The sequence below is a fragment of the Rhodovulum imhoffii genome (genome assembly GCF_003046545.1).
Classification (GTDB): Bacteria; Pseudomonadota; Alphaproteobacteria; order Rhodobacterales; family Rhodobacteraceae; genus Rhodovulum; species Rhodovulum imhoffii.
Map to the genome: position 1 here is coordinate 79,437 of NZ_QAAA01000008.1, position 23,653 is coordinate 103,089.

Sequence of the window (23,653 nt, forward strand, 5' to 3'; positions counted from 1 at the left end):
ACTCCGATGCGCCGCGCTGCCCTGCTTCTGTTTGCGCTCTGTTCCGCCCCGGCCGTGGCGGAGGAACCCTCCCGCACCTGCCCGCTGACCGATGATTCGTCCAACTGCGCACGCATCCTGGCCTGCATCGGAGAACAGGGGCGCCGGTTCAACGGGCGGGCCTTCGGCCGCGGCACGGGACCCTGGCGGGGGAAACGAATGACGGGGCTGTCTGCACCGGCACATGGATAGAGCGCAACAGCCTTGGTGTCGGGCAGGCGGATGTCGCCTGTCACGACGGAATGCGTGCGACAATCCTGTTTTTCTACCGGGACCGCTATACCGACACCGCGCTGGGACAGGGTAAAACCGAAACGGGTATGCGCATTCGCAGCTGGTCGGGGCTGCATGTTCTGGACTATCTGGAGACCGAAACAGGCAAGATGCCAACCCTGCTCTGCGGTCCGATCGAAATCCCGATCACCTGAGGGGCCGGGTCAGTCCCGCGTTGCAAAGCTGTCGTGGACGAATTTCTTGTCGCAATAGCCGCATTCGACATAGCCCTTGTCCTGTGGGATCTGAAGCCACACCCGCGGGTGGCCCAGCCCGGGGCCGCTGCCGTCACAGGCCACGCGCCACTGGCTGACGATCTCGGTTTCAGGGGCGTCTGTCATCGGGGATCTCCGTTTCTTGCCGTGGCGAGGGTGTCGCCTTACGTTGTCCCCCATGATAGCGAGTGGCCCGCCATGGGCAAGCCGCGAAGGAGCACCAATGACCGGCAATGCGATCGAAATCGAGGGCCTGACGAAGACCTACGCCGCGCAGGGCAACCAGCCGCCCAAACACGCGCTCAAGGGCGTGGACCTGACCATCCCCGCCGGGTCCATCTTCGGGCTTCTGGGGCCGAACGGGGCGGGAAAGTCGACGCTGATCAACATTCTCGCCGGGCTGGTCCGCAAGACCTCGGGCAAGGTGCGGATCTGGGGCTTCGACCAGGACGTGAACCCGCGCCAGAGCCGTGCCTCGATCGGGGTGATGCCGCAGGAACTCAACCTCGATCCGTTCTTCACCCCCCGCGCGGCGCTGGAGGTGCAGGCCGGTCTGTACGGCGTCCCGAAATCCCAGCGCGCGACAGACCGCATCCTCAAGGCCATCGGGCTGGAGGACAAGGCCGAGGCCTACGCGCGCTCCCTGTCCGGGGGGATGCGGCGGCGGCTGCTGCTGGGCAAGGCGCTGGTGCACCGGCCGCAGATCCTGGTGCTGGACGAGCCCACCGCCGGGGTGGATATCGAGCTGCGCCAGATGCTGTGGCAGAACGTCCGCCGTCTCAACGAGGAAGGCACGACTATCATCCTGACCACCCATTACCTCGAAGAGGCCGAGGAAATGTGCGACGAAATCGCCATCATCAACCACGGGGAGGTGATCGCCCGCGACACCACTTCGGCACTGATCGGGCGGATGGATGCGAAAACGCTGCTCATTCACCCGCAGGACGCCCTGCCCGCCCTGCCCCCGTTTCCCGCAGGTGTGGAAGCCAGTCACCGCCGCGACGGGGCGCTGGCACTGACCTATCGCCGCCGCGAAATTTCTGCCGGCACGCTGATCGAGATCCTGCGCAACGCCGGCGTCGTCATCCGCGACATCGCCACCGAGGAGCCGGACCTGGAGGACGTGTTCGTTGCGCTGACCTCCAACAAGAGCGAGGCGGCGTGACGCTGATCCTGTTCAACAAACCTTACGGGGTTCTTTCGCAGTTCACCGACACGGCGGGGCGCGAAACACTGACCGATTACATCGACCGCCCCGGCGTCTACCCCGCCGGACGGCTGGACCGCGACAGCGAGGGCCTGTTGCTGCTGACCGATGACGGGCGGTTGCAACACCGCATCGCCAACCCGAAGGCAAAGATGCCCAAGACCTACTGGGCGCAGGTGGAAGGCCTGCCGGGCGAATCGGCCCTGAAGGCCTTGCGGGAGGGCGTGGCGCTCAACGACGGCCCCACACGCCCGGCCAGGGTGCGCCGCATCGCCCCCCCGGCCGGGCTGTGGCCGCGCCAGCCCCCGGTGCGCGTTCGCAAGACCGTCCCGGACTGCTGGGTGGAACTGACGATCACCGAGGGGCGCAACCGGCAGGTACGCCGGATGACAGCCGCCGTGGGCCACCCGACACTGCGCCTGATCCGCGCGCGCGTGGGCCGCTGGAGCCTGGGGGGGGCTCACCCCCGGCGCATGGCGGGATCAGCCCCTCTGAAGCATCCGCCCGAGATGGCGCCCGCCCAGCACATGAACATGCAGGTGCGGAACTTCCTGCACCCCGTCCTGCCCGGCATTGGAGATGACGCGATAGCCCGCCCCGCCTTCGCCCGGCTGCACGCCCAGCATCCTGCACACCTCCCCCACGGTCCGGGTGAAATCGACGATCTCCGCATCGGACGCTTCCAGCGCGAAATGGTCATAACAGACGTAAGGCCCTTTCGGGATGACCAGAACGTGGTGGGGCGCCTGCGCGGAGATGTCGTGGAAAGCCAGCGCGTGTGCGGTCTCCTTTACCTTCTTGCAGGGGATCTCCCCGCGCAGGATCTTCGCGAATACGTTCTGGTCGTCATACGTGTAGGGCATGGGGTCCTCAATCGGCAAAGAGTTGGTCTTTCACGGCGATCCCGGCCGCCTTTTCCCGCGGGATCGAAAGAAAGTCCGCCAGGATATCGGTCTTGGCAATGGCTTCCTGCTGCTGGTGCATCTCGAACAGGTTGGGGAGATCGCTGTCCAGCAGTCGGTCGCTTTCAAAAATAAAATCGTTACGAATACTGGGCAAGAGCCGGGCCATGACCTCCGGAGGGGTTGACGGACCTGCGATCCCGACCCGCCTGGCATGGCCCCTGAGGTATTCGTCGGAAAAATTGCACTGGATATGCAGCACCCGCACGCGGGGCCGTTCCCCGTGCAGATCCTGCAAAAGGTCGATATTCGACGGGTCCATGCAGATCATCAGCTTCCGGCTGTCGTAAAAGTCGAACAGCATTCGCATGAGCGCCCGGCGATGGCGCATACGCTTGCCCACTGTCGTCTCGATCCCGCCCAGGTCCGGCAGACCGGCATCCACCTCGTTGAACAGATACTCTACACCGGGAAGGCCGGTCTCATCGCGGATCTTGCGTACCAGACGCTTGGCCACGTGCCACTTCTTGCAGGTCAGGATCAGCAATTCCCGCCCCTTGCCGAGACTCGTTTCCTTCTCCCAGAAGCGCGGGGCGAACCTCTGCCCGATCCGTCCCCGTCCGCTCAGGAACCGATAAAGGTTGCGCCCCTCATTGGACAGCGCGAAACACGTTTCGCCGCTGGCGTAGAGTGCGCCGAGACGGCGCTTGAGTTCCAGCGCCTCGGGGGAAATCTTGCGGGCAAACAGGAAATCCTGTGCCAAAAGCATGTCATAGTGGTCGTTGTAGAACGTCACCGGCATGCCGTAATCGGAAAACAGCAGAAAGGTCAGGGTGCGGCTGCGAATTTCGCGCGAGGGCACGAGGTGGCGCACCAGTGTCTGGAAAAAGGTCTCATCCGGAATCCATGTCGTGGAAAAGAACCGCAATACGTCGGGCCGCTTGCGGGAGAACTCCAGCACCGCCTCTATGGTGGTCCGGCGCAGGCACCACCACTGGCTGCCGATCATCACCTGGATGTCCCTGGGAATCTCGCGCGTCAGGCCCAGCTTTTTCTGCCACTCCAGCGCCGCATAGAACCGCTTTGGCTGGGTGCGTTCATTGAAGTAGTGGCGGAAGACCAGCCGCTCCTTGCGCAGGCCGGTCTTGATCCAGTCACTGGTAAAGAAATCGAAACTCTCGATAAAGTCGACATCGTGCGCATCAAGGTAGGCATGGGCGTAATCCGCGGATTTGATCGGCATGCAATCGCCCGACAGCATGTAAAAATGCGTGGCCTTCGGAAAAGCTTTCTCGGCCTCTTCCAGCGCGTTCAGCATGGCGCGCACCAGGGACCACTCCCCCCAGCCGCACTTCACCCGCTTTCTGGCGAAAACAACGCCGGGATTGCCGGCCAGCGCGGCTGTGATCCTAGTATAATCTTCGGTTGTGGCGCGGGCATCGAAATGGATCGCCATGTAGTCGCCCGAAGCGGTCAGCCGCTCGGCCTGCCGGACGATGGACTCGGGATCTTTATGGCAAAGGAGGATGTAGGCTATGCGGGCCATGACGCCTTATTCGTTTCAGTTTCGCATTTCAGTTTCGCATATTGCCGTTGACACTGAGGGTCTGTGACGTTGAAAAACCTCTAACATCGCTTTCTAGAGATAATGCGCGCCAAAGCAATGGCCCGCCAGGGTGAGGAGTAATTTTATGGGGTTTCCCGGCACATGGATGACCGAAAGCGAAAGCATGGTTTATCGCGTCGTGCCCAAATGCGCCTGCTCGACGATCGGACAGATCATGTTCTATTCCGACCACGGAAACTATTTCGACGGCGACGTTCATGACGCAACCGGCGGCCTGCACAAATGGGCGCTGGAAGAAAGCCATGACCCCATTTCCCGCGCGGTGAAGGAGCATTCCTCCTTCGCTTTTACCTGCGTACGCAACCCCTATACGCGGATTCTTTCGTCTTTTTTCGACAAGATTTGCGGCATCCAGCGTAACGGCAAACGTTACCGCGGCAAGCTGGTGCCGCTGCTGATTCAGAAATATGGCATCGAGGTCGGCGGGGACGACGGCAAGGAAGAGTTCGACCAGGTTCAGAGCTTTCGCCGCTTTCTTCTGTTCGCACGCGACACGATTCGCTGGCGCCGCCCGATGGAACCGGACATCCACTGGTCCGCAATGTCGGGACATATCTCGACCTTCATCGTGAATGGCGGGCGCTACGACCACATCTTCTTCACCGAGACATTCAAAGACGGCATGCAGAAAGTTCTGGATTCCGTTGAAACACGGTACCCCGTCAAGCTGGACGAGGTGCCGCGTTTCAACGAATCCGAAGGCCACGGCCCCAAGCGCGCCCATCCGGTCGAGGCCTATTTCGACGACATCTCGATGCACCTCGTCTACGAAATCTACAAACGCGATTTCGACCTGTTCAAATACGATTTCGAAAATCCCGGCAACAAACTGCCCGTCGGTGAGATCGACCTCGACGAGGTGCACGCCAAACTGGGGGACTGACAGGGCCGCCCCCTCAGATCAACCCGTGTTCCCGGAAAAGGACTCTCAGGTCGGTTTCGGCCCGGGCGCCGATGTGACCGATGATCTCGCTCGCGGCCACGCACCCCATGCGGCCGCTGACCCCCAGGTCATTCCCCTGGGTCAGCCCCCACAAGAAAGCCCCGGCAAACAAGTCCCCAGCGCCGGTAGCATCCACGATTCGCGTCGGCACCGCAGGCGCGTGCCAGCGTTGACCTTCGGACAGGATATGCGCGCCCTTCTCGCTGTCGGTACAGGCGACAATGTCGATTTCCGCCGCCGCGCGGCTGAGCGCCTCATCGAAATCCCCGGTCTCGTACATCGATAAAATCTCCGCCCGGTTGGCGAACAGCAGGTCCACGTCCGAGCGGATCATGCGGCGAAAAGCGTCGCGGTGACGCTCCACGCAGAACGGGTCCGACAAGGTCAGCGCCACGCGCCCGCCGGCAGCTCTGGCCGCACCTATGGCCCTGGCGAAGGCCTCATGGCTTTCGGGGCCGTCGAAACGGTAGCCCTCAAGATAGATCCATTCCGCGCCGGCGATCTGGCGTTCGTCGATATCGGAGGGGGAGAGATGTTCGGTCACACCCAGGTAGGTGTTCATCGACCGCTCTCCATCGGGGGTGACAAGGACGATGCACCGCCCGGTTTCTCCCGGCGTTTCGGCCGGGGCCGGGGGGGTGTCGTATTCGGCGCCCTGCGCACGCAGGTCATGGGCGAAGATGCGGCCAAGCTGGTCGTCCTTGACCTTGCCGACATAGGCCGTGCGCCCGCCCAGATGGGCGATGCCGGCAATCGTGTTCGCCGCCGAACCGCCGGAGATTTCCTGCGCCGGGCCGACCCGGTCATAAAGCTGCACCGACCGTTCCATGTCGATGAGTTGCATGATGCCTTTCTCAATGCCGTTCTGCTCCAGAAAGGCGTCGTCGGCATGGGCCAGGACATCGACGATGGCATTGCCGATGCCGACAACATGATAGGGTTTGGTCATATGTTCTTTTCCTCGAAAGGGCACAGGTCCCGGATCAGGCAGGCGGCGCATTGGGGTTTGCGCGCCTTGCAGGTATAGCGTCCGTGCAGGATCAGCCAATGATGGGCGTGGCGCTGAAACTCGGCGGGGATATTGTCCTCGATGGCGCGTTCGACCCCGGTGACGTCCTTGCCGGGCGCAATCCCGGTGCGGTTTCCGACCCGGAAGATGTGGGTGTCCACTGCCTGGGCGGGCAGACCCCACCACATGTTCAGCACCACGTTCGCCGTCTTGCGCCCCACCCCCGGCAACGCCTGCAACGCCGCGCGGGAAGACGGCACCTCGCCGCCATAAAGCTCCATCAGCATTTGGCTGAGCTTCATGACGTTCTTCGCCTTGTTGCGGTAAAGGCCGATCGTCCTGATATGCGCGATCAGCCCCTCTTCCCCCAGCGCCACCATCTTTTCCGGTGTATCGGCAACCGCGAAAAGCCCCCGCGTCGCCTTGTTGACACCCGCATCCGTGGCCTGCGCGCTCAGCGCCACCGCAACCAGCAGGGTATAGGCGTTCACATGTTCCAGCTCGCCCCTGGGTTCGGGCTCGGCGGCTTGGAAACGGGTAAAGATCTCATGGATCGTAAGGTAATCGAGCTGCGCAGCCATGAAAGCGGTATGCCTCGCCGGAGCGCCGGGGGCAAGCCCGACCTTTTCGCGCAGCTTTCGGGTCGCACGGGGAAAGCGGCCCGCCTATGATCGCACCGGAGGAGATCGCCATGACCGACCCCGAAAGCGGCTACCATTACGCCATCGTCCGCCGCGCGATCGAAAGGATCGACACCGCAGGCGCGCCGCTGCACCTGCAAGACCTGGCTGCGGAGCTCAACATGAGCCCCGCCCATTTTCAGCGGCTTTTCAGCCGGTGGGTCGGTGTCAGCCCGAAACGCTATCAGCAATACCTGGCCCTGGACTACGCCCGCACCCTGCTGCGCGAACGGTTCACCACCCTGGACACCGCCCATGCGCTGGCGTTGTCGGGTTCAGGGCGACTGCATGATTTGTTCGTGCGGTGGGAGGCCATGACACCGGGGGACTACGCCCGCAAGGGCGCCGGGCTGGAAATCCGCTACGGCTTTTTCCCCAGCCCGTTCGGAGAGGTGCTGGCCATGGCGACACCGCGCGGGCTGTGCGGGCTGGCCTTCACGGCCGAAACGGGCCGCAACGCCGCATTTGCAGACATGCGCGCCCGCTGGCCCCACGCCCGGTTCAGCGAAGACCCGGCGGCACTTGCCCACACCGTTGCCGCGGTCTTCCGCAGGCAGGGACAGGCGCATCTACACCTGATCGGCGCCCCTTTCCAGATCAAGGTATGGGAAGCCCTGATGGCCATCCCCTCGGGCCACGTCACCACCTATTCGGAAATCGCCCGCGCCATCGGCCAGCCCCGCGCCGTGCGCGCCGTGGGCACCGCCGTCGGCCGCAACCCCGTCAGCTGGCTGATCCCCTGCCACAGGGCCCTGCGCAAATCCGGCGGGCTGGGGGGATATCACTGGGGGCTGCCCGTCAAACGCGCAATGCTGGCCTGGGAAAGCGCGCGCGAAAACCCGCCGACCGGACCCGCCTTAAGGCAAGAGTAACACAGACGTGAAAAACTGCCTGTAATGTTGTGCTATCAAGGCCCAAACAAACCAAGAGGCATTCAATGATCGCTATTCGAGCACGCACTTTTCTTCTTCTGTCCGCGGGCCTGCTGGCGCTGACCGCATGCACCGCGACCGATGTCCCCACCGACGATCCGAACCAGCGCACCAAGGAAGGCGCCGTCGTGGGCGGCGTTCTTGGGGCCATTACCGGCGTCGTGGCCGGCGACGATTCCGACGAACGCCTGCGCGGCGCGGTGATCGGGGGCGCGCTTGGCGCGGCCGCTGGCGGGGTGATCGGCAACCAGCTGGACAAACAGGCCGCCGAACTGCGCCGCAACTTCGGCGATGACGGCATTCGCGTGGTCAATACCGGCAACGAACTGGTCGTCACGATGCCGCAGGACATTCTGTTCGCCACCGACAGCGCCGCCGTGCGCTACGATCAGCGCCGCGACCTGCTGGTGCTGGCCGACAGCCTGCGCGATTACCCCAACACCACCGTCGATATCATCGGCCATACCGACAACACCGGCAGTTCCGCCTATAATCAGGATCTTTCGGTCCGGCGGGCATCTTCCGTGGCGGGCGTTCTTCGCGAAGCCGGGGTGTCCGGGAACCGCATCCGCGCCTATGGCCGGGGGGAGGATCAGCCCGTCGCCTCAAACCTCACGCCACAGGGCCGTGCACAAAACCGCCGGGTGGAGATCGTCATTACACCGACCGGACGGTCCTGACCTCCGGCCGGGCCACCGGCCCGGCCTTTCCCATTGCCCCCCGGACCCAGCGGTCATATATTTTGACCAAACCGGGGGGATACATGCCTTTCCAGAAAATTCAGGCGGAAAAACTATCGCACGCGGTCGTGCGCCAGGTGGAACTGTTGGTCTTGCGCGGCATCCTGCGCCCTGGAGAACGCCTGCCGCCGGAACGGGAACTGGCCGAAACACTCGGGGTGTCCCGCCCGTCCCTGCGCGAAGCGATCGCCGAGTTACAGGCCCGTGGCCTGCTGGAGGCACGCGCGGGGGCAGGAATTTTTGTGGCCGATGTGCTGGGCTCGGCCTTTTCGCCGGCACTCGTGCAGCTTTTCGCAACCCATGACGAAGCCATATTCGACTACGTCGCCTTTCGCCGTGACATGGAGGCGCTGGCCGCCGAACGGGCTGCGCGCCTTGGCTCAACGACCGATCTCAAGGTCATCGACGCCGTGTTCCACAAGATGGAAGACGCCCACACCAAACGCGCCCCTGCCGAGGAGGCACGGTTCGATGCGGAATTTCACCTTGCCATCGTCGAAGCCGCCCACAACGTGGTAATGGTGCATGTGATGCGGTCGATGTATGATCTGCTGCGCGAAGGCGTGTTCTACAACCGCAAGATCATGTTTCGTCAGCGCACGACCCGTGAAAGCCTGCTCGATCAACATCGCGCAATCAATGACGGGATTCAGTCCCGAAAACCGGACGCAGCCCGCGCCGCTGTGGAGCGGCATCTCGATTACGTGAAAGACACTCTGTCCGACCACCTGCTGTCGGAACGCCACGAACGCATTGCCCGCCAGCGGCTGGAACGCCAGCAAAGCCGGCCATGAAAAACCCGGCCCATGGCCGGGTTTTTGGATGCACCCGCCTCAAGAATCAGTGCAGCTTGGCGTCGACCTCGGCAATGGCCGTGTCGACCAACTTGTCCGCGTGCTGCGCGGTCATCTGCCTGGCAATCATGTCCCGCGCGGCGGCGATGGCCACATGAACGGCACGATCCTGCACCTCTTTCACGGCCCCGGCCTTGGCGGACTCGATCTGGTCGTCAGCGGCGGCAAGGCGGCGCGCAATCGCAACCTCGAGATCCTGCTTGGCCTTTGCCGCAGCGGCCTCAGCCTCGGACTTCGCGGTCTCGACGATACGTTCGGCCTGCTCCTGCACTTCTTTATGCTTGCGCTCATAAGAGGCCAGCACGGTCTGGGCCTCTTCGCGCAGGGCACGCGCCTCGTCCAGGTCCGCCTTGATCCCCTCGGCCCGCTTGTCCAGCATGGCCATCAGCTTTCCGGGAACCTTGAGATAAACCAGTACCGCAACGAAGGCGAGGAACGAGATCAGCACCACGAAATTGGTGTTGAAAAGCGAGAAGAACGGTCCTGAAGCGGCAAGCGCCGGGCTGGCGACAAGAACGAAAACGAGCGAGAGCTTCTTCATCGTCTTACCCTTTCAGCTTCGACTGGACCGCGGCGTCCACGGTCGCGGCATCCGCGCTAAAGCCCATGGCAGCCACAATCTCACGTGCGGTGTCTCGGGCGACCTCGGTCACGCTTTCCATCGCGCCGGCGCGGATTTCGGCAATTGCCTTCTCGGCCTCGGCGGATCGGGCGGCAATCTCTGCATCGGCCTTTGCGGTCGCGGCGTCGAGGTCCGCCTGAATTTCGGCGCGGGCTTCCCCGACGATGCGCTGGGCTTCGGCGCGGGCATCGGCCAGCGCCTTTTCATAGGCGCGCTCAGCCTCCTGGGCGCGGAGCTTCAGCTCTTCGGCGGCGGCAATGTTGTTGGAAATCGTCCCCTGACGCTCGGCCAGAACCGCGCCGATACGCGGCAGCGCAATGCGCGACAAAACGAAATAGATCACGACAAGCGTGACGACGAGCCAGAAGATCTGGTTCGGAAAGGTCGCGAAGTCGAGCTGCGGCATGCCAACGGCTTCGGTGGCGTGCGCGGTGCCTTCGGCGGCGTGCGTTTGTGATGCCATGTCGTCCTCCTGGAACCCCGGAATACACCGGGTGGGGCCAGCGGCGCCCACCCGGCCGTAAGGATCGGATCAGGGGATCAGACGGCGAACATCAGCAGAAGCGCAACGAGGAACGAGAAGATCCCCAGGGCTTCGGCAAACGCGATACCGATGAACATGGTCGCGGTCTGCGACGCCGCGGCGGAGGGGTTGCGCAGCGCGCCCGAGATGTAGTTGCCAACGACGTGGCCCACACCAACGGCGGCCCCACCCATGCCGGTACAGGCCAGACCGGCACCGATGTAAGCACCCATTTGAACGATATCGCCTTCCATGTCGATGTCTCCTTACGTTGGAAGTGGCAATCAGATTGAATTCAGGTCAGTGGTGCGGATGCAGCGCATCCCGCAGGTAGACGCAGGTCAGGATCGCGAAGACATAGGCCTGGATGAAGGACACCAGCGTCTCCAGCGCGTAAACGGCAGTTATGGCCGCGAGCGGGAAAATCGCACCCACGCCCAGCACCCCGGCAAAGCCTGCGAAAACCTTGATCACGGCGTGTCCGGCCATCATGTTGCCGGCCAGTCGGATGGAGTGGCTGACAGGCCGCACGAAATAGGAAATCACCTCGATGATGGCGAGGATCGGGCGCAGCACCAGCGGGGCGGAACTGATCCAGAACAGGCTGAGAAAGCCAACCCCGTGCTTGACGATCCCAAGGATCGTCACGGCAAAGAACACCGCCAGCGCCATCGTGGCCGTCACGGCGATATGCGAGGTGGTGGTGAAACTCATCGGAACCAGGCCAAGGAAGTTGGCAAACAGGATGAACATGAACAGCGTCATGATGTAGGGGAAGTATTTGAGGCCATCCTTGCCAGCCACGTCTTCCACCATCTTGTAGACGAACCCGTAAGCGAGTTCCGCGACCGACTGCACGCGGGAGGGCACGATCGCCCGGCCGCGGGTGCCGATCACCAGCAGAAGAACGACGCACAGCACCGCCAGCGCCATCCACAGGGTCACGTTGGTGGGGGTGTACCAGTGGATCGTGTCGCCGCCGAAGAGGGGTTTCACGATGAACTGGTCCATCGGGTGAATTTGCAAACCGCCGGTCGCTTCTTCGCTCGCCACGTTTCAGTCCCTCGTTTCATCCGCGGCCGCGGCCGCCTGTTGCGCCTGGGCCTCTTTCGCGGATCGCATCATGACACGCACGCCCGCCGCAAAGCCCAGCAATATGAACAGCACCAGAAACAGAGGCAGGGTCCCCATCCAGAGATCCAGCGTGTAGCCGATGCCGAAGCCGATCATCAGACCGGCTACAAGCTCTATCACCATCCGCCACGCCAGCTGGGCCTGGGAATAGTGTTCGTCCTGATGCGCCTTCGCTGCCGCCTGATCCGTCTTTTTGAGGTTCGAAATCCGCCGTTCAAGCCGCGCGAGGCGCTCTTTCTCCGCCGGGTCGATCATTCAGGAAGGTCCTCAGAACAGTCGCCGCGAAGGTAGAAATACCCGCGCCCCGAGTCAAGCTGGCTCTTTGCTGTACAACACGTTGTTTATAAAAGAAATTTAAAATTCATGCCGCCTGTGGCACCGCCACCCGCGCGTCTTTTCATATTCAACCGGACGGTTGACGATTGCGCCGTCGTGCCGCAAAGCTGCCGCCATGGAAAGCCCCCTTGATACCGTCTTTGCCGCGCTGGCCGACCCGACCCGCCGGACGATCCTTGCCATGCTGCTGGAAGACGACATGGCCGTGACCGATGTGGCCGATCCTTTCGAGATTTCCCTGGCCGCGGTGTCCAAGCACCTGGCAATCCTCACCCGCGCGGGGTTGATCAGCCAGGAAAAGCGCGGGCGGGTAAAGTGGTGCAAGCTGGAACCCGACTCCCTGCGCGAGGCCTCGGTCTGGATGCAGGGCTTTGGCCAGTTCGAGCCGGTCAACCTTGACGCCTTTGAGAGGTTCCTGGAGGCCGAACTCCGCGAGGACGAGACCTAACCCTCGTTCTTCAGCAGCATCAGAAGCGCCACAACCGTCAGCGCCACCCCCACCAGCGCCAGCCCCGGCGGGGCGCCGTGGCCCAGCGCCAGTTCCCACCCGATAACCCAGCTTGGCGTCAGGTAGGTATAGGCCATCACCTTGGCCGAGGGCAGCCGCAGCGCCGCGTATTGCAGAAGCACGAAGGTCAGCGCGCTGGTGAACAGCGCCAGGTACAGCGTCACCGCCCAGACCAGTGGCGGCAGATGCGCCCAGTCGGTGGCCAGAATCGCGGGCAGGCCATAAAGCGTCAACATGATCAGGGCGGCCATCATCATCCCGAAGGTGAACACCAGCGCGGGCTCACCCCGGTTCAGCTTGCGCACCAGGGCCGGGTAGGCCGCATGAGCAAGACAGCCGATGAAATAGACGGCCTCCCCGCGCCCCAGGTCGAACGCCGCCAGGGCTGCCGGGTCACCGCGAAAAATCACCCACAACGCCCCGCCCCCGCCGATGCCCAGCGCCAGCGCCATGCGTGCCGTGGTCACCTGTCGCAGCAGCAGCCAGCCGAATCCCGCCGCCATGACCGGCGTCAGGGTGAAAATGGCCGCGGCAGAAACCGGCAGCGCGGTCTTGAGCCCCTCGAACATCAGTACGAAGTAAGCCCCGAAAATACCGCCGAGGATGAAAAACCGCCACGGAGCGCGGAACTGGCGCGCGTGCAGCCCCGGCCCCAGCGCCGCCGCCGCGCCGATCACCACCCCCGCGATCGCAAAGCGCACGACGGTCAGCGCGACCGGGTCGATCCGGTTTGCGATCAGGCTTCCGAAGCTGAACGATCCGGCCACGAGGGCCGAAAATGTCAGCATCGCAAGGTGCCCCCCTGCGGTGCGGCTCAGGGCCATGTCCTGGCGGCTTCCTTGAGGCGTGTGGTAAAACCATGAACCTTGGCCGTGCGGTGCAGGTCCACATGGGTAACGAGCCACAGCGACACGTCCCATTCCTTTTGCGGCGGGAGAACCTGCACGAGATCCGGGTCGTCCCGGGCCAGCCACAACGGCACGAAGCCCAGCCCGGCCCCTGCCTGGATCGCCTCGATCGTGCTGCGGATACTGCTGGCCCGGAACACGAGGCTCTCCGCAGGCTGGGTATCGCGCAGCCAGCGGAAAAACGGCGCGCGGTGCGCATCGTCCGTGGGCCCGACAAAACTGTGGCCCGTCAGATCCCCTTGTGGCATTCCATGTGCGCGCAGATAGCTGCGGTGGGCGTAAAGCCCGCTGCGCTGGACATAGAGCTTCTGCACGATGTTGTCCGGTTCGTCCGGCTCCCCCCCGGCCCGCACCGCGACATGGGCCTCGCCATATTCCAGTCGCAGCACCCGCTGATCCGCCAGAAGGCGCACGGACAGTTCCGGGTGTTCGGCCCGAAACGCCGTCAGCACCGGCATGAGCAGCGGCGCAAGAGGATCGACCGTCGTTACCGCCAGTTCCCCCGTCACCGCCGCACCCTTGCCACGCATGCGCCCCACCAACTGATCGAACTGATCGGCCGTGACCTGCGCCACCTTCAGCAGATCCTGCCCGGCCTCGGTCGGGGTGTAGCCGCGGGCATGGCGCTGAAACAGTTTTACGCCAAGCCGTTCCTCCAGGGAGTCGACATGGCGGATGACGGTGGCATGATGCACGCCCATCTCTGCCGCCGCGCCGCTGACGGTCCCAATCCGTGCCACCTGATAGGCGGTACGGATTTCATCCCAGTTGTCCAGGCCCATGCGGTTTCGCTTTCCTTGCCCCAAGGGTGACTTTTGCCAAGTGCCACGGGCCGGTGCAAGCCTGTTGACTCAGATCGGGAAACATGGCTTAAGCAGCGCGATATCCGGAAAGGCACAGACCTTCCGGTCCTGTCCTGTACAGGATCGCCACCCGTCAGCGAGGTTTCGCCCGCGGGTGCCATACGCGTTTGGCAGATTGCCGCGCTGACAGATCGCCCGCCCCGCCCGACACTGGGGCAACGCTAACGGCACGAAGGAGGCCAGGCCATGTTCGAAAGTCTTTCCGACCGCCTCTCCGGCGTTTTCGACCGGCTGACCAAGCAGGGCGCCCTGTCAGAGGATGACGTGAAAACTGCCCTGCGCGAGGTGCGCGTGGCCCTTCTGGAGGCGGACGTTTCCCTGCCCGTGGCACGGGAATTCGTAAGCGCGGTGCAGGAGAAGGCCACCGGGCAGGCGGTGACGAAATCCGTCACCCCCGGCCAGCAGGTGGTAAAAATCGTCCATGACGAACTGGTCAAGGTTCTCACCGGCGAGGGTGAGCCGGGCGCGCTGAAGGTGGACAACCCGCCCGCCCCCATTCTGATGGTCGGGCTTCAGGGGGGTGGCAAGACGACCACCACCGCCAAGCTGGCCCTGCGCCTGAAAGAGGTCAACGGCAAGCGGGTGCTGATGGCCTCGCTCGACGTGAACCGCCCCGCTGCGATGGAACAACTGGCAATCCTTGGCCGCCAGATCGAAGTCGATACCCTGCCGATCGTCCCCGGCCAGAACCCCGTTGAGATTGCCAGGCGCGCCAAACAGCAGGCGACCATGGGCGGTTACGATGTCTACATGCTGGACACTGCCGGACGCCTGTCCATCGACGACGCGCTGATGGCCGAGGTCGAGGCCGTGCGCGACGTCACCGCGCCGCGCGAAACGCTTCTGGTGGTGGATGGGCTGACCGGCCAGGACGCCGTTCACACCGCCGAGAATTTCGATGCCCGGATCGGCATCAGCGGCGTGATCCTGACCCGGATGGACGGCGACGGGCGCGGCGGGGCGGCCTTGTCGATGCGCAAGGTCACCGGCAAGCCGATCAAGTATGTGGGTCTTGGCGAAAAACTCGACGCGATCGAAGAGTTCCACCCCGAGCGCATCGCCGGACGCATCCTTGGCATGGGCGACATCGTCAGCCTGGTGGAAAAGGCCCAGGCCACGCTGGAGGCCGAGCAGGCCGAGCGCATGATGAAGCGTTTCCAGAAGGGCCAGTTCAACATGAACGACCTCAAATCCCAGCTTGAACAGATGCTCAAGATGGGCGGTATGGAAGGCATCATGGGCATGATGCCCGGCATGGGCAAGATGGCCAGGCAGATGGAACAGGCCGGCTTCGACGATTCGGTCCTGCGCCGCCAGATCGCGCTGATCAACTCCATGACCCGGCGCGAGCGCGCCAACCCGCAGATCCTACAGGCAAGCCGCAAAAAACGGATCGCCAAGGGCGCCGGGCTGGACGTGAGCGAACTGAACAAATTGCTTAAAATGCAGCGGCAAATGTCGGACATGATGAAGAAGCTCGGCAAGAAAGGCGGCCGTGCCATGCTGAAGAAGGCGATGGGCGGGATGCTCGGCAAGAGCGGGATGCCCGACATGGACCCCAGGGCGATGGAAGACGCCGCGCGCAAGATGGGCGGCATGCCCGGACTGGGCGGGGGGCTGCCGCCGCTCAGCGGGCTGGACAGGAAAAAATGACCCTGCACCGCGCCCTTCCCATTCCCACCCTTCGGACCGCACGGCTGACCCTGCGCGTACCCGGACCGCGTGACGTCACCGCCATGGCACGGTTTTACGCGTCGGCGCGGTCGTCCTTCGTGGGCGGCCCGAAGGACCCCGAGGGGGCGTGGCGCCAACTGGCCACCGAAATCGGTCACTGGACGCTGCGCGGCTATGGCCGGTGGATGGTCGACCTTGCCGACACCGCGCAAACCTGCGGAATCGTCGGCCTGTGGAACCCCGAAGGCTGGCCGGAACCGGAGATCGGCTGGGATTTGTTCGACGGGTTCGAGGGGCACGGCTACGCGACCGAAGCCGCCCTTGCCACACGCGATTACGCCTACGGCACGCTGGGCTGGTCTACGGTGATCTCGCTGGTAAATCCGCAAAACACCGCCTCGGCGCGCGTCTGCGCGCGCATGGGCGCGGTCAGGGAAGGGCAGGTCAGCAGGCCCCATCTCGGCACGCTGGACGTCTACCGCCATCCCGCACCGGGGGGCGCCTGATGTCCATCCCCACCCTGGAAACCGCCCGCCTGATCCTGCGCGCGCCCGCACCGCGGGACTACCCCGGATTCGAGGCCACCTTCACCTCCTATCGGGCGCGCTTCATGGGGGGACCGCTGAGCGAATACGAGAGCTGGATGCTCTACGCCGCCGAGATCGGCCACTGGAAGATCCATGGTTTCGGCATGTGGGTGATCGCCGACCGCACCAGCGGCGAAAGCTGCGGTATGGCCGGGGGCTGGTTTCCAAAAGGCTGGCCCGAGCGCGAGATCGCCTGGATGATCTGGCCCGGCGCCGAAGGGCGCGGCATCGCACTGGAAGCCACCCACGCTGCCCGCGCGTGGCTCTATGACCGGATGGGCTGGGACACGGCGGTGACCTATCTCGACCCGAAGAATATCCGCTCGGTCCAGTTGGCCGAACGGCTGGGAGCCCGCCCGGACCCGGATGCGCCCACCGTGGACAGCCACGACATCGTCTACCGCCATCCCGGCCCCGCGGCCCTGCGCGGCAGCCAGCTTGCCGATGGGATCGCGATGGAGAACAGCACTGCAAAGGCTCTTTTCGGAACGGGAGGCCGGATTGACTGACGCCGCACGCGCCGCAGAAATTCTGAAGGAACATCGCGACAGCATCGACCGGCTGGACGCGATCCTTGTCTATACGCTGGGGGAACGCTTCAAGCACACCCAGGCGGTGGGCAAGCTGAAGGCGGAGCACGACCTTCCGCCCTCTGATCCGGAACGGGAAGCCCGCCAGATCGCCCGGCTGGAAGATCTGGCCCGGCGGGCCGACCTCGACCCGGAATTCGCCCGGAAATTCCTGAGCTTCATCATACAGGAAGTGATCCGGCATCACATCGAACATCAAAGATAGGCAAACCGCCGAACCCAAACCCAAGGAGAGAACCAATGGCACTGAAAATCCGTCTGGCCCGTGGAGGGTCCAAGAAACGCCCCTTCTACCGCATCGTGGCAACCGACTCGCGCATGCCGCGCGACGGGCGCTTCATCGAACGTCTGGGCACTTACAACCCGCTGCTGCCCAAAGACAGCGAAGAACGCGTGAAAATGGACGTCGAGCGCGTCAAGCACTGGCTGTCTCAGGGCGCACAGCCCACCGACCGCATTTCCCGCATGCTGGAAACCGCGGGCTTGCTGGAGAAGAAGACCCGCAGCAACCCCAGCAAGGGTGCGCCCGGGACCAAGGCCAAAGAACGTGCCGAAGCCAGGGCGGCGAAGGCGGCCGAGGCCGGGAACGGCGCAGAATAAGCCGTGTCCGGGGACACACATATCTTTCCCGCCGCCTTCCGCAACGACCTAACGGAACTGATGCGCTGGCGGCGGGATGTGCGCCATTTCCGCACCGCCCCGGTGGACGAAACCGTGCTGGCACGATGCCTGGAGTCCTTCCGCCTTGCCCCTTCGGTCGGCCTGTCGGAGCCGTGGCGGATTTTGCGGGTCGAAAGCGCCAGCGCCCGCAAGGCCGCGCGGGAAAACTTCGAGGCCGCCAATGCCCGGGCCCTTGCCGGCTATGCCGGTAAGAAAGCCGCGCTTTACCCGAAACTGAAGCTTTCCGGTATGGATCGCGCGCCGGTGCAACTGGCGATCTACTGCGATGACGCCACCGTGCAGGGCAGCGGCCTTGGGGCGGCCACCATGCCCGAGATGCGCCGTTACTCGGTGGTGGCGGCAATCTCGATGTTCTGGCTGGCGCTGAGGGCCGAGGGCCTTGGGCTTGGCTGGGTCTCGATACTGGACCCGGACCGGCTGAGCCGGGATCTGGATGTGCCTGACAATTGGACGCTGGTGGCGTATCTTTGCATCGGCTGGCCCGAAGCGGTGCGCGACAGCCCCGAGCTGGAAGAAATCGGCTGGGAGAAGCGCGCACCGGGCCTGTGGATGGAAACCCGCTAGGGGGGACGCAAAATGGCCGAACGGGTCTGTGTAGGGGCGATCACCGGCGCATTCGGTGTGCGGGGGGAGGTGCGGCTGAAAAGTTTTTGCGCCACGCCTGAGGCCATCGCCGACTATGCCCCGCTGTACACACCCGAAGGGCGCGGCTTTTCCCTTCGGCTGACGCGCCCGGTGAAAGGCGGCTTTGCGGCCCGCCTTTCCGGCGTGGACAGCAAGGACGCCGCCGACGCTCTGCGCGGCATCCGGCTTTATGCCGGCCGCGAGGTCCTTCCGGCCCTGCCCGAGGACGAATTTTACCACACCGACCTGATCGGGCTGGAGGTGATCGACACCGGCGGCGTCCGGCTTGGCGAGGTCCGGGCGGTCCACGATCATGGCGCCGGGGATCTGCTTGAGATCCATGGCCCCGGCCTCGGATCCACCGTATTGCTGCCGTTCACGAATGACTGCGTTCCCACCGTGGACCTTGCGGCGGGGCGTCTCATTGCCGACCCGCCGGAAGGGTTGTTTGGCTAATCGAAATATCTCTGCACGAGGCCTTCAATGCCCAAAACACTCGCAACAACTTCCTACGCCCTGCTTCTGGCGGGGGCCGCCCTCGCGGGGTTGTCCGCCCACCCCGCCTGGGCAATCCTTGTCATCGCCGCGCTGGCAACCGTGTCCCGTGTCTACGACCCGCGCACCCGGCTGATCCGCACCCGTGAAGGCCGCAGCCTGCTTCAGGTCCTGCCCGGCATGGTGCTGAACCAGTTGATCTGGGTAAACCTCGCCTTTCTCGTCGGTCTAGGGATAAGCCGCCTTTTCGGAGCCCTGCCGCTGCCGGTCTTGCTGCCGCTGGTGGTTTCGGCGCTGGGCCTGACCGCCGGGCTGGTCTTGGCGGCGATGTCGTCGCGCAACGGCAGATAAGGTGCCCGCTGCAAGATCCCACGGGCGTTTGTCGATCAACGCCTCCGCGCACCCACGCGACCTGACGGGCCGCCCGCGCGTGAAAGGCGCCTGGACGGCGCGTGTCATCACCCTGTTTCCCGAAACGTTTCCCGGCGTTCTGGGCCATTCGCTTACCGGGCGGGCCCTGGAGGAAGGTCTGTGGGCGCTGGAAACGGTCGCCCTGCGCCCTTTTGGCGACGGTCGCCACAAGAATGTCGACGATACCCCCGCGGGCGGCGGCGCGGGGATGGTGCTGCGGGCCGACGTGGTGGGCGCGGCCCTGGAGCAGGCCGCAGACGGCACCCCGGCCGATCCGGCCCGCTGGCCGGTTGTCTATCTCTCCCCCCGCGGCAAACCCTTTGATCAGTCCATGGCCGCGCGCTTTTCCCGGAGCGAAGGGATGACCCTGCTGTGCGGCCGGTTTGAAGGCGTGGACGAACGTGCGCTGGAAGAATATGCGGTGGAAGAAGTTTCGCTGGGGGATTTCGTCCTCACCGGCGGAGAGATCGCCGCACAGGCCTTGATTGATGCGACGGTTCGCCTTATACCCCGCGTGCTCGGGAATCAGGCATCCACCGAGGAGGAGAGCTTCTCCGACGGGCTGCTTGAGCATCCGCAGTACACCCGCCCCGCCGTCTGGAAAGGCCGCACGATCCCCGATATTCTCCTGTCGGGTCATCACGCGAATATCGCCACATGGCGCCGGGACATGGCCGAAAGGCTGACGCAGAAACGCCGACCTGACCTCTGGCGGGCTTACCGTGCCAAACACGGTAGGGACCCGGATGGAGACCAAGAGCTCTGAGGGCGCACATCACCTTCACGGACCGAACCGTGAGCAGACAGGAGAAATGCGATGGACCTGATCGCACAGCTCGAGGCGGAGCAGATTGCCGCGCTCGGCAAGAAAATCCCGGATTTCAAGGCCGGTGACACGATTCGCGTGGGGTACAAGGTTACCGAAGGCACCCGCACCCGCGTCCAGAATTATGAAGGCGTATGCATCAGCCGCAAGCACGGTAAGGGCATTGCCGGATCCTTCACCGTCCGCAAGATTTCGTTCGGCGAAGGGGTGGAGCGTGTGTTCCCGCTCTATTCGACCAATGTCGAGAGCATCGAGGTCGTGCGCCGTGGCCGCGTGCGCCGCGCCAAGCTCTACTACCTGCGTTCGCGCCGGGGCAAATCCGCCCGGATCGCGGAAGATTCCACCTACAAGCCCAAAGCCGGCGCCGAAGCGTAAGGAGACCGGGCATGAAAAAAGATATCCACCCCGACTACCACATCATCGACGTCAAACTGACCGATGGGACCGTGGTGCAGATGAAATCCACCTACGGCAAGGAAGGCGATACGCTGTCGCTTGATATCGACCCCTCGTCTCACCCGGCCTGGACAGGGGGCGGGACCCGCCTGATGGACACCGGTGGTCGTGTGTCGAAATTCAAGAAAAAATACGAGGGTCTGGGCTTCTGATTCCCGGCCTGCGCTTCCTCCCCGGCGGGGCGCACCATATAGTCGGCGGCGCGCCCCCGGGGGCGCGCCGTTTCTGATTCCGGCAGAGGGTTTCATCTTGGCGCATATAATTGTTGTCGGAAACGAAAAGGGGGGCGCAGGCAAATCCACCGTGTCCATGCACCTGGCAACCGCTTTGGCGCGGCTGGGGCACAAGGTGGGCGCGCTTGATCTGGACCTGCGGCAACGCAGCTTTGGACGTTATGTCGAGAACCGCCGCATCTTTTGCCGCCAACAAGGGCTGGAACTGCCCACCCCCGATTACCGCGAACTGCCCGAGATCGACCGCGCCGACCTGCCTGCGGGCCTGAACCCGACGGACGCCCGGATCAACCGCGTGATGGAAACGCTTCAGTCGGAAAAAGACTTCGTCCTGATCGACTGCCCCGGTTCCCATACCCGCGCCAGCCGCGTGGCCCATTCGATGGCCGATACGCTGGTCACACCGCTCAATGACAGTTTCATCGATTTCGATCTGCTTGCCCGCCGCGATGGGCAAACCGGGCAGATCACCGGACCCTCGATCTATTCCGAGATGGTCTGGAGCGCACGTCAGTTGCGCGCCCAGGCGGGGTTGAAACCGATCGACTGGATCGTGCTGCGAAACCGTATGGGGACCCAGCACATGCACAACAAACGCAAGGTCGGCGAGGCGCTGGAGGATCTCTCCCGCCGGATCGGGTTTCGTGTCGCCCCCGGCTTTTCGGAGCGCGTGATCTTCCGGGAGCTGTTCCCCAATGGCCTGACATTGCTGGATTTACGCGACACCGGCGCCGAAAACCTGACCATGAGCAACATCGCCGCCCGCCAGGAGGTACGGGAGTTGCTGCAAGCCCTGAACCTGCCCGGTGTGGTTCCCCGGCTCTGAGCCGCCCTTGACGGCAGAGCGGGGGGGGTGCAAATCCATCAGGAGAGCCAGCAACCGGAGATCGCCATGCCAACCTACCGTTCCCGCACCTCGACCCATGGCCGCAACATGGCCGGCGCCCGGGGCTTGTGGCGTGCCACCGGCATGACGGACGAGGATTTCAACAAACCGATCGTCGCAGTGGTGAATTCCTTCACGCAGTTCGTGCCCGGGCATGTGCATCTCAAGGACATGGGCCAGCTTGTCGCGCGGGAGATCGAAAAGGCCGGTGGCGTGGCCAGGGAATTCAACACCATCGCGGTGGATGACGGCATCGCCATGGGCCATGACGGAATGCTGTACTCCCTGCCCTCGCGCGACCTGATTGCCGACAGCGTCGAATACATGGTGAACGCCCACTGCGCCGACGCGATGGTTTGCATCTCCAATTGCGACAAGATCACCCCCGGCATGCTGATGGCCGCAATGCGGCTGGACATCCCGACGATCTTCGTCTCCGGCGGCCCGATGGAAGCCGGCAAGGTGGTCCTGAACGGCAAGGAACAGGCGATGGACCTTGTCGATGCGATGGTCGCCGCCGCCGACGAGCGGTTCAGCGACCAGCAGGTGCTGGAGATCGAACGCGCCGCCTGTCCCACCTGTGGCTCCTGCTCCGGCATGTTCACGGCAAACTCGATGAACTGCCTGACCGAGGCACTGGGCCTGTCGTTGCCCGGCAACGGCTCGGTTCTGGCCACCCATGCCGACCGCCGCCGCCTGTTCGAAGAGGCCGGCCACCGTATCGTGGGCCTTGCCCGGCGGTACTACGACCAGGACGACACCACCGCCACGCCGCGCGGCATCGCCAACCGCGCAGCCTTTGAAAACGCGATGACGCTGGACATCGCGATGGGCGGGTCCTCCAACACGGTGCTGCATATTCTGGCGGCCGCCCACGAGGGCGGGGTGGATTTCAACATGGCCGATGTGGATGCGCTTTCGCGCAAGGTTCCGGTTCTGTGCAAGGTTGCGCCCGCGAAGAACGACGTCCACATGGAAGATGTCCACCGCGCGGGCGGTATCATGGCGATTCTCGGGCGGCTCGACAGTGCCGGGCTGATCCGCCGTGACAGCCCCACCGTACACGCGCCCACCCTTGGCGCGGCCATCGACACCTGGGATATCAGCCGCACGCCCTCGGACGAAGTGCGCGACTTCTTCCGCGCCGCGCCGGGGGGGGTGCCCTCGCAAACCGCGTTCAGCCAGGACCGCCGCTGGGACGATCTCGATACAGACCGGGAAACCGGCGTGATCCGCGACGCCGCGCACGCTTTCTCTGCCGATGGCGGGCTGGCGGTGCTGACCGGCAACCTCGCCCCGGACGGGTGTATCGTGAAAACCGCCGGGGTGGATGACAGCATCCTCGTCTTCACCGGGCCTGCACGGGTCTTCGAAAGTCAGGACGCCGCCGTCAGCGCCATCCTGACCGGCAAGGTCCGGGAAGGCGATGTGGTCGTCATCCGCTACGAAGGCCCCAAGGGCGGCCCCGGCATGCAGGAGATGTTGTACCCAACCAGCTACCTGAAATCGAAGGGGCTGGGCAAAGCCTGCGCGCTGATCACCGACGGGCGGTTTTCCGGTGGCACATCGGGGCTGTCCATCGGCCACGTTTCGCCCGAGGCGGCGAATGGCGGCCCCATCGGGCTGGTGCGTGACGGCGACACGATCGAGATCGACATTCCCCGCCGCACCATTCGCCTTGCTGTGGCGGAGGCCGGGCTTGCCGCCCGCCGCGCCGAACAGGACAAGGCCGGCTGGAAGCCCGCCCACCCGCGCAAGCGACGGGTTTCCGCCGCCCTGCGTGCCTACGCAGCCATGGCGACCAGCGCGGCCCAGGGGGCCGTGCGCCACGTCCCTGAAGAGGGCTGAGCCCCCGGCTCCGCATCACGCGCA

Annotated in this window: 33 protein-coding genes and 1 pseudogene; 22 read left to right on the forward strand and 12 right to left on the reverse strand. The window is 64.1% G+C overall.

Annotation, left to right across the window (positions count from 1 at the left end; genetic code table 11):
• The first annotated feature begins 6 nt into the window (after positions 1 to 6).
• Positions 7 to 231: a hypothetical protein gene (locus C8N32_RS08150; RefSeq protein ID WP_146159693.1), complete on the forward strand. Its 225-nt coding sequence runs from the start codon at positions 7 to 9 to the stop codon at positions 229 to 231.
• A gap of 50 nt (positions 232 to 281) precedes the next feature.
• Positions 282 to 467, forward strand: coding sequence for a hypothetical protein (locus C8N32_RS08155; protein ID WP_107892315.1), 186 nt, complete (start codon positions 282 to 284; stop codon positions 465 to 467).
• Between the two features lie 9 nt (positions 468 to 476).
• Here C8N32_RS08155 and C8N32_RS08160 read toward each other — a convergent pair whose 3' ends face one another.
• Positions 477 to 653 carry a zinc-finger domain-containing protein gene (locus C8N32_RS08160; RefSeq protein ID WP_107892317.1) on the reverse strand — a complete coding sequence of 59 codons (177 nt, stop codon included), beginning with the start codon at positions 651 to 653 and terminating at the stop codon, positions 477 to 479.
• Positions 654 to 750: 97 nt separating this feature from the next.
• Between C8N32_RS08160 and C8N32_RS15085 the strand changes: the two genes are divergently transcribed.
• Positions 751 to 1,695 carry an ABC transporter ATP-binding protein gene (locus C8N32_RS15085; RefSeq protein ID WP_201132414.1) on the forward strand — a complete coding sequence of 315 codons (945 nt, stop codon included), beginning with the start codon at positions 751 to 753 and terminating at the stop codon, positions 1,693 to 1,695.
• Positions 1,692 to 2,232: pseudogene (locus tag C8N32_RS15090) on the forward strand (pseudouridine synthase). The gene C8N32_RS15085 and the pseudogene C8N32_RS15090 overlap by 4 nt, the downstream one beginning before the upstream one ends.
• Here C8N32_RS15090 and C8N32_RS08170 read toward each other — a convergent pair.
• Together C8N32_RS08170 and C8N32_RS08175 are read right to left on the reverse strand one after the other, a co-directional pair.
• On the reverse strand, positions 2,220 to 2,600 hold the full coding sequence (locus tag C8N32_RS08170; protein ID WP_107892319.1) for an HIT domain-containing protein: 381 nt from the start codon (positions 2,598 to 2,600) through the stop codon (positions 2,220 to 2,222). The pseudogene C8N32_RS15090 and the gene C8N32_RS08170 sit on opposite strands and share 13 nt — an antisense overlap.
• A 7-nt stretch (positions 2,601 to 2,607) precedes the next feature.
• The gene (locus C8N32_RS08175) at positions 2,608 to 4,185 is read right to left on the reverse strand and encodes a DUF5928 domain-containing protein (protein WP_107892321.1); all 1,578 of its coding nucleotides are present in this window, start codon (positions 4,183 to 4,185) and stop codon (positions 2,608 to 2,610) included.
• A 145-nt stretch (positions 4,186 to 4,330) separates the two neighbouring features.
• Between C8N32_RS08175 and C8N32_RS08180 the strand changes: the two genes are divergently transcribed.
• The gene (locus tag C8N32_RS08180; RefSeq protein WP_107892323.1) at positions 4,331 to 5,149 is read left to right on the forward strand and encodes a sulfotransferase family protein; all 819 of its coding nucleotides are present in this window, start codon (positions 4,331 to 4,333) and stop codon (positions 5,147 to 5,149) included.
• 13 nt (positions 5,150 to 5,162) lie between these two features.
• On the opposite strand, the gene C8N32_RS08185 is transcribed toward C8N32_RS08180, so the two are convergent.
• Positions 5,163 to 6,158, reverse strand: a complete 996-nt coding sequence (locus C8N32_RS08185; protein ID WP_107892325.1) for an adenosine kinase — start codon at positions 6,156 to 6,158, stop codon at positions 5,163 to 5,165.
• The gene (gene nth, locus C8N32_RS08190) at positions 6,155 to 6,799 is read right to left on the reverse strand and encodes an endonuclease III (RefSeq protein ID WP_107892327.1); all 645 of its coding nucleotides are present in this window, start codon (positions 6,797 to 6,799) and stop codon (positions 6,155 to 6,157) included. The genes C8N32_RS08185 and nth overlap by 4 nt, the downstream gene beginning before the upstream one ends.
• Positions 6,800 to 6,909: 110 nt before the next feature.
• Between nth and C8N32_RS08195 the strand changes: the two genes are divergently transcribed.
• From C8N32_RS08195 to C8N32_RS08205, 3 genes are all read left to right on the forward strand, one after another.
• Complete coding sequence (locus C8N32_RS08195) at positions 6,910 to 7,770, forward strand: methylated-DNA--[protein]-cysteine S-methyltransferase (RefSeq protein ID WP_107892463.1); 861 nt, start codon at positions 6,910 to 6,912, stop codon at positions 7,768 to 7,770.
• Between the two features lie 65 nt (positions 7,771 to 7,835).
• Positions 7,836 to 8,510: a YiaD family glycine zipper/OmpA-like lipoprotein gene (locus tag C8N32_RS08200; RefSeq protein WP_107892329.1), complete on the forward strand. Its 675-nt coding sequence runs from the start codon at positions 7,836 to 7,838 to the stop codon at positions 8,508 to 8,510.
• Between the two features lie 83 nt (positions 8,511 to 8,593).
• Positions 8,594 to 9,364: an FCD domain-containing protein gene (locus C8N32_RS08205; RefSeq protein ID WP_107892331.1), complete on the forward strand. Its 771-nt coding sequence runs from the start codon at positions 8,594 to 8,596 to the stop codon at positions 9,362 to 9,364.
• A gap of 46 nt (positions 9,365 to 9,410) precedes the next feature.
• On the opposite strand, the gene C8N32_RS08210 is transcribed toward C8N32_RS08205, so the two are convergent.
• From C8N32_RS08210 to C8N32_RS08230, 5 genes are all read right to left on the reverse strand, one after another.
• Complete coding sequence (locus C8N32_RS08210; protein ID WP_107892333.1) at positions 9,411 to 9,965, reverse strand: F0F1 ATP synthase subunit B; 555 nt, start codon at positions 9,963 to 9,965, stop codon at positions 9,411 to 9,413.
• Positions 9,966 to 9,969: 4 nt separating this feature from the next.
• Positions 9,970 to 10,509, reverse strand: a complete 540-nt coding sequence (locus C8N32_RS08215) for a F0F1 ATP synthase subunit B' (protein WP_107892335.1) — start codon at positions 10,507 to 10,509, stop codon at positions 9,970 to 9,972.
• A 77-nt stretch (positions 10,510 to 10,586) separates the two neighbouring features.
• Positions 10,587 to 10,823: a F0F1 ATP synthase subunit C gene (locus tag C8N32_RS08220; RefSeq protein WP_074220027.1), complete on the reverse strand. Its 237-nt coding sequence runs from the start codon at positions 10,821 to 10,823 to the stop codon at positions 10,587 to 10,589.
• A 46-nt stretch (positions 10,824 to 10,869) separates the two neighbouring features.
• Positions 10,870 to 11,622 (reverse strand): F0F1 ATP synthase subunit A, encoded by a 753-nt coding sequence (locus C8N32_RS08225; protein WP_244905908.1) that lies wholly within the window; start codon positions 11,620 to 11,622, stop codon positions 10,870 to 10,872.
• Positions 11,623 to 11,625: 3 nt separating this feature from the next.
• Positions 11,626 to 11,958: an AtpZ/AtpI family protein gene (locus C8N32_RS08230; RefSeq protein ID WP_107892339.1), complete on the reverse strand. Its 333-nt coding sequence runs from the start codon at positions 11,956 to 11,958 to the stop codon at positions 11,626 to 11,628.
• Positions 11,959 to 12,154: 196 nt separating this feature from the next.
• Between C8N32_RS08230 and C8N32_RS08235 the strand changes: the two genes are divergently transcribed.
• Entirely contained in the window at positions 12,155 to 12,487 is a 333-nt protein-coding gene (locus tag C8N32_RS08235) for an ArsR/SmtB family transcription factor (protein ID WP_107892341.1), read from the forward strand.
• Here the strand turns inward: C8N32_RS08235 and C8N32_RS08240 are convergent.
• The gene (locus C8N32_RS08240) at positions 12,484 to 13,371 is read right to left on the reverse strand and encodes a DMT family transporter (protein ID WP_107892353.1); all 888 of its coding nucleotides are present in this window, start codon (positions 13,369 to 13,371) and stop codon (positions 12,484 to 12,486) included. The two genes, C8N32_RS08235 and C8N32_RS08240, sit on opposite strands and share 4 nt — an antisense overlap.
• On the reverse strand, positions 13,362 to 14,231 hold the full coding sequence (locus C8N32_RS08245; RefSeq protein WP_107892465.1) for a LysR family transcriptional regulator: 870 nt from the start codon (positions 14,229 to 14,231) through the stop codon (positions 13,362 to 13,364). The genes C8N32_RS08240 and C8N32_RS08245 overlap by 10 nt, the downstream gene beginning before the upstream one ends.
• 273 nt (positions 14,232 to 14,504) lie before the next feature.
• On the opposite strand from C8N32_RS08245, the gene ffh reads away from it, so the two are divergent.
• The 13 genes from ffh to ilvD all read left to right on the forward strand — a co-directional run bounded on the left by ffh (position 14,505) and on the right by ilvD (position 23,629).
• The gene (gene ffh / locus C8N32_RS08250) at positions 14,505 to 15,971 is read left to right on the forward strand and encodes a signal recognition particle protein (RefSeq protein ID WP_107892355.1); all 1,467 of its coding nucleotides are present in this window, start codon (positions 14,505 to 14,507) and stop codon (positions 15,969 to 15,971) included.
• Positions 15,968 to 16,498: a GNAT family N-acetyltransferase gene (locus C8N32_RS08255; protein WP_107892358.1), complete on the forward strand. Its 531-nt coding sequence runs from the start codon at positions 15,968 to 15,970 to the stop codon at positions 16,496 to 16,498. Before ffh ends, C8N32_RS08255 begins: the two co-directional genes overlap by 4 nt.
• Entirely contained in the window at positions 16,498 to 17,088 is a 591-nt protein-coding gene (locus C8N32_RS08260) for a GNAT family N-acetyltransferase (RefSeq protein ID WP_107892360.1), read from the forward strand. The genes C8N32_RS08255 and C8N32_RS08260 overlap by 1 nt, the downstream gene beginning before the upstream one ends.
• The gene (locus C8N32_RS08265) at positions 17,081 to 17,374 is read left to right on the forward strand and encodes a chorismate mutase (protein WP_107892362.1); all 294 of its coding nucleotides are present in this window, start codon (positions 17,081 to 17,083) and stop codon (positions 17,372 to 17,374) included. The genes C8N32_RS08260 and C8N32_RS08265 overlap by 8 nt, the downstream gene beginning before the upstream one ends.
• A 35-nt stretch (positions 17,375 to 17,409) precedes the next feature.
• Positions 17,410 to 17,769, forward strand: a complete 360-nt coding sequence (gene rpsP, locus C8N32_RS08270; protein WP_107892364.1) for a 30S ribosomal protein S16 — start codon at positions 17,410 to 17,412, stop codon at positions 17,767 to 17,769.
• 3 nt (positions 17,770 to 17,772) lie between these two features.
• Positions 17,773 to 18,414 (forward strand): 5,6-dimethylbenzimidazole synthase, encoded by a 642-nt coding sequence (gene bluB, locus C8N32_RS08275; RefSeq protein ID WP_280523233.1) that lies wholly within the window; start codon positions 17,773 to 17,775, stop codon positions 18,412 to 18,414.
• A 12-nt stretch (positions 18,415 to 18,426) separates the two neighbouring features.
• On the forward strand, positions 18,427 to 18,930 hold the full coding sequence (gene rimM, locus C8N32_RS08280) for a ribosome maturation factor RimM (protein ID WP_107892366.1): 504 nt from the start codon (positions 18,427 to 18,429) through the stop codon (positions 18,928 to 18,930).
• Between the two features lie 27 nt (positions 18,931 to 18,957).
• Positions 18,958 to 19,320 (forward strand): hypothetical protein, encoded by a 363-nt coding sequence (locus tag C8N32_RS08285; protein ID WP_107892368.1) that lies wholly within the window; start codon positions 18,958 to 18,960, stop codon positions 19,318 to 19,320.
• 28 nt (positions 19,321 to 19,348) lie between these two features.
• The gene (gene trmD, locus C8N32_RS08290) at positions 19,349 to 20,146 is read left to right on the forward strand and encodes a tRNA (guanosine(37)-N1)-methyltransferase TrmD (protein ID WP_207187003.1); all 798 of its coding nucleotides are present in this window, start codon (positions 19,349 to 19,351) and stop codon (positions 20,144 to 20,146) included.
• Positions 20,147 to 20,197: 51 nt separating this feature from the next.
• Entirely contained in the window at positions 20,198 to 20,581 is a 384-nt protein-coding gene (gene rplS / locus C8N32_RS08295) for a 50S ribosomal protein L19 (RefSeq protein ID WP_107892372.1), read from the forward strand.
• An 11-nt stretch (positions 20,582 to 20,592) separates the two neighbouring features.
• Positions 20,593 to 20,814, forward strand: coding sequence for a 50S ribosomal protein L31 (gene rpmE, locus C8N32_RS08300; protein ID WP_107892374.1), 222 nt, complete (start codon positions 20,593 to 20,595; stop codon positions 20,812 to 20,814).
• Positions 20,815 to 20,911: 97 nt separating this feature from the next.
• Positions 20,912 to 21,721, forward strand: a complete 810-nt coding sequence (locus C8N32_RS08305; RefSeq protein WP_107892376.1) for a division plane positioning ATPase MipZ — start codon at positions 20,912 to 20,914, stop codon at positions 21,719 to 21,721.
• A 66-nt stretch (positions 21,722 to 21,787) separates the two neighbouring features.
• A complete protein-coding gene (gene ilvD / locus C8N32_RS08310; RefSeq protein WP_107892379.1) occupies positions 21,788 to 23,629 on the forward strand; it encodes a dihydroxy-acid dehydratase in 1,842 nt (613 codons plus the stop codon).
• Positions 23,630 to 23,653: the final 24 nt, after the last annotated feature.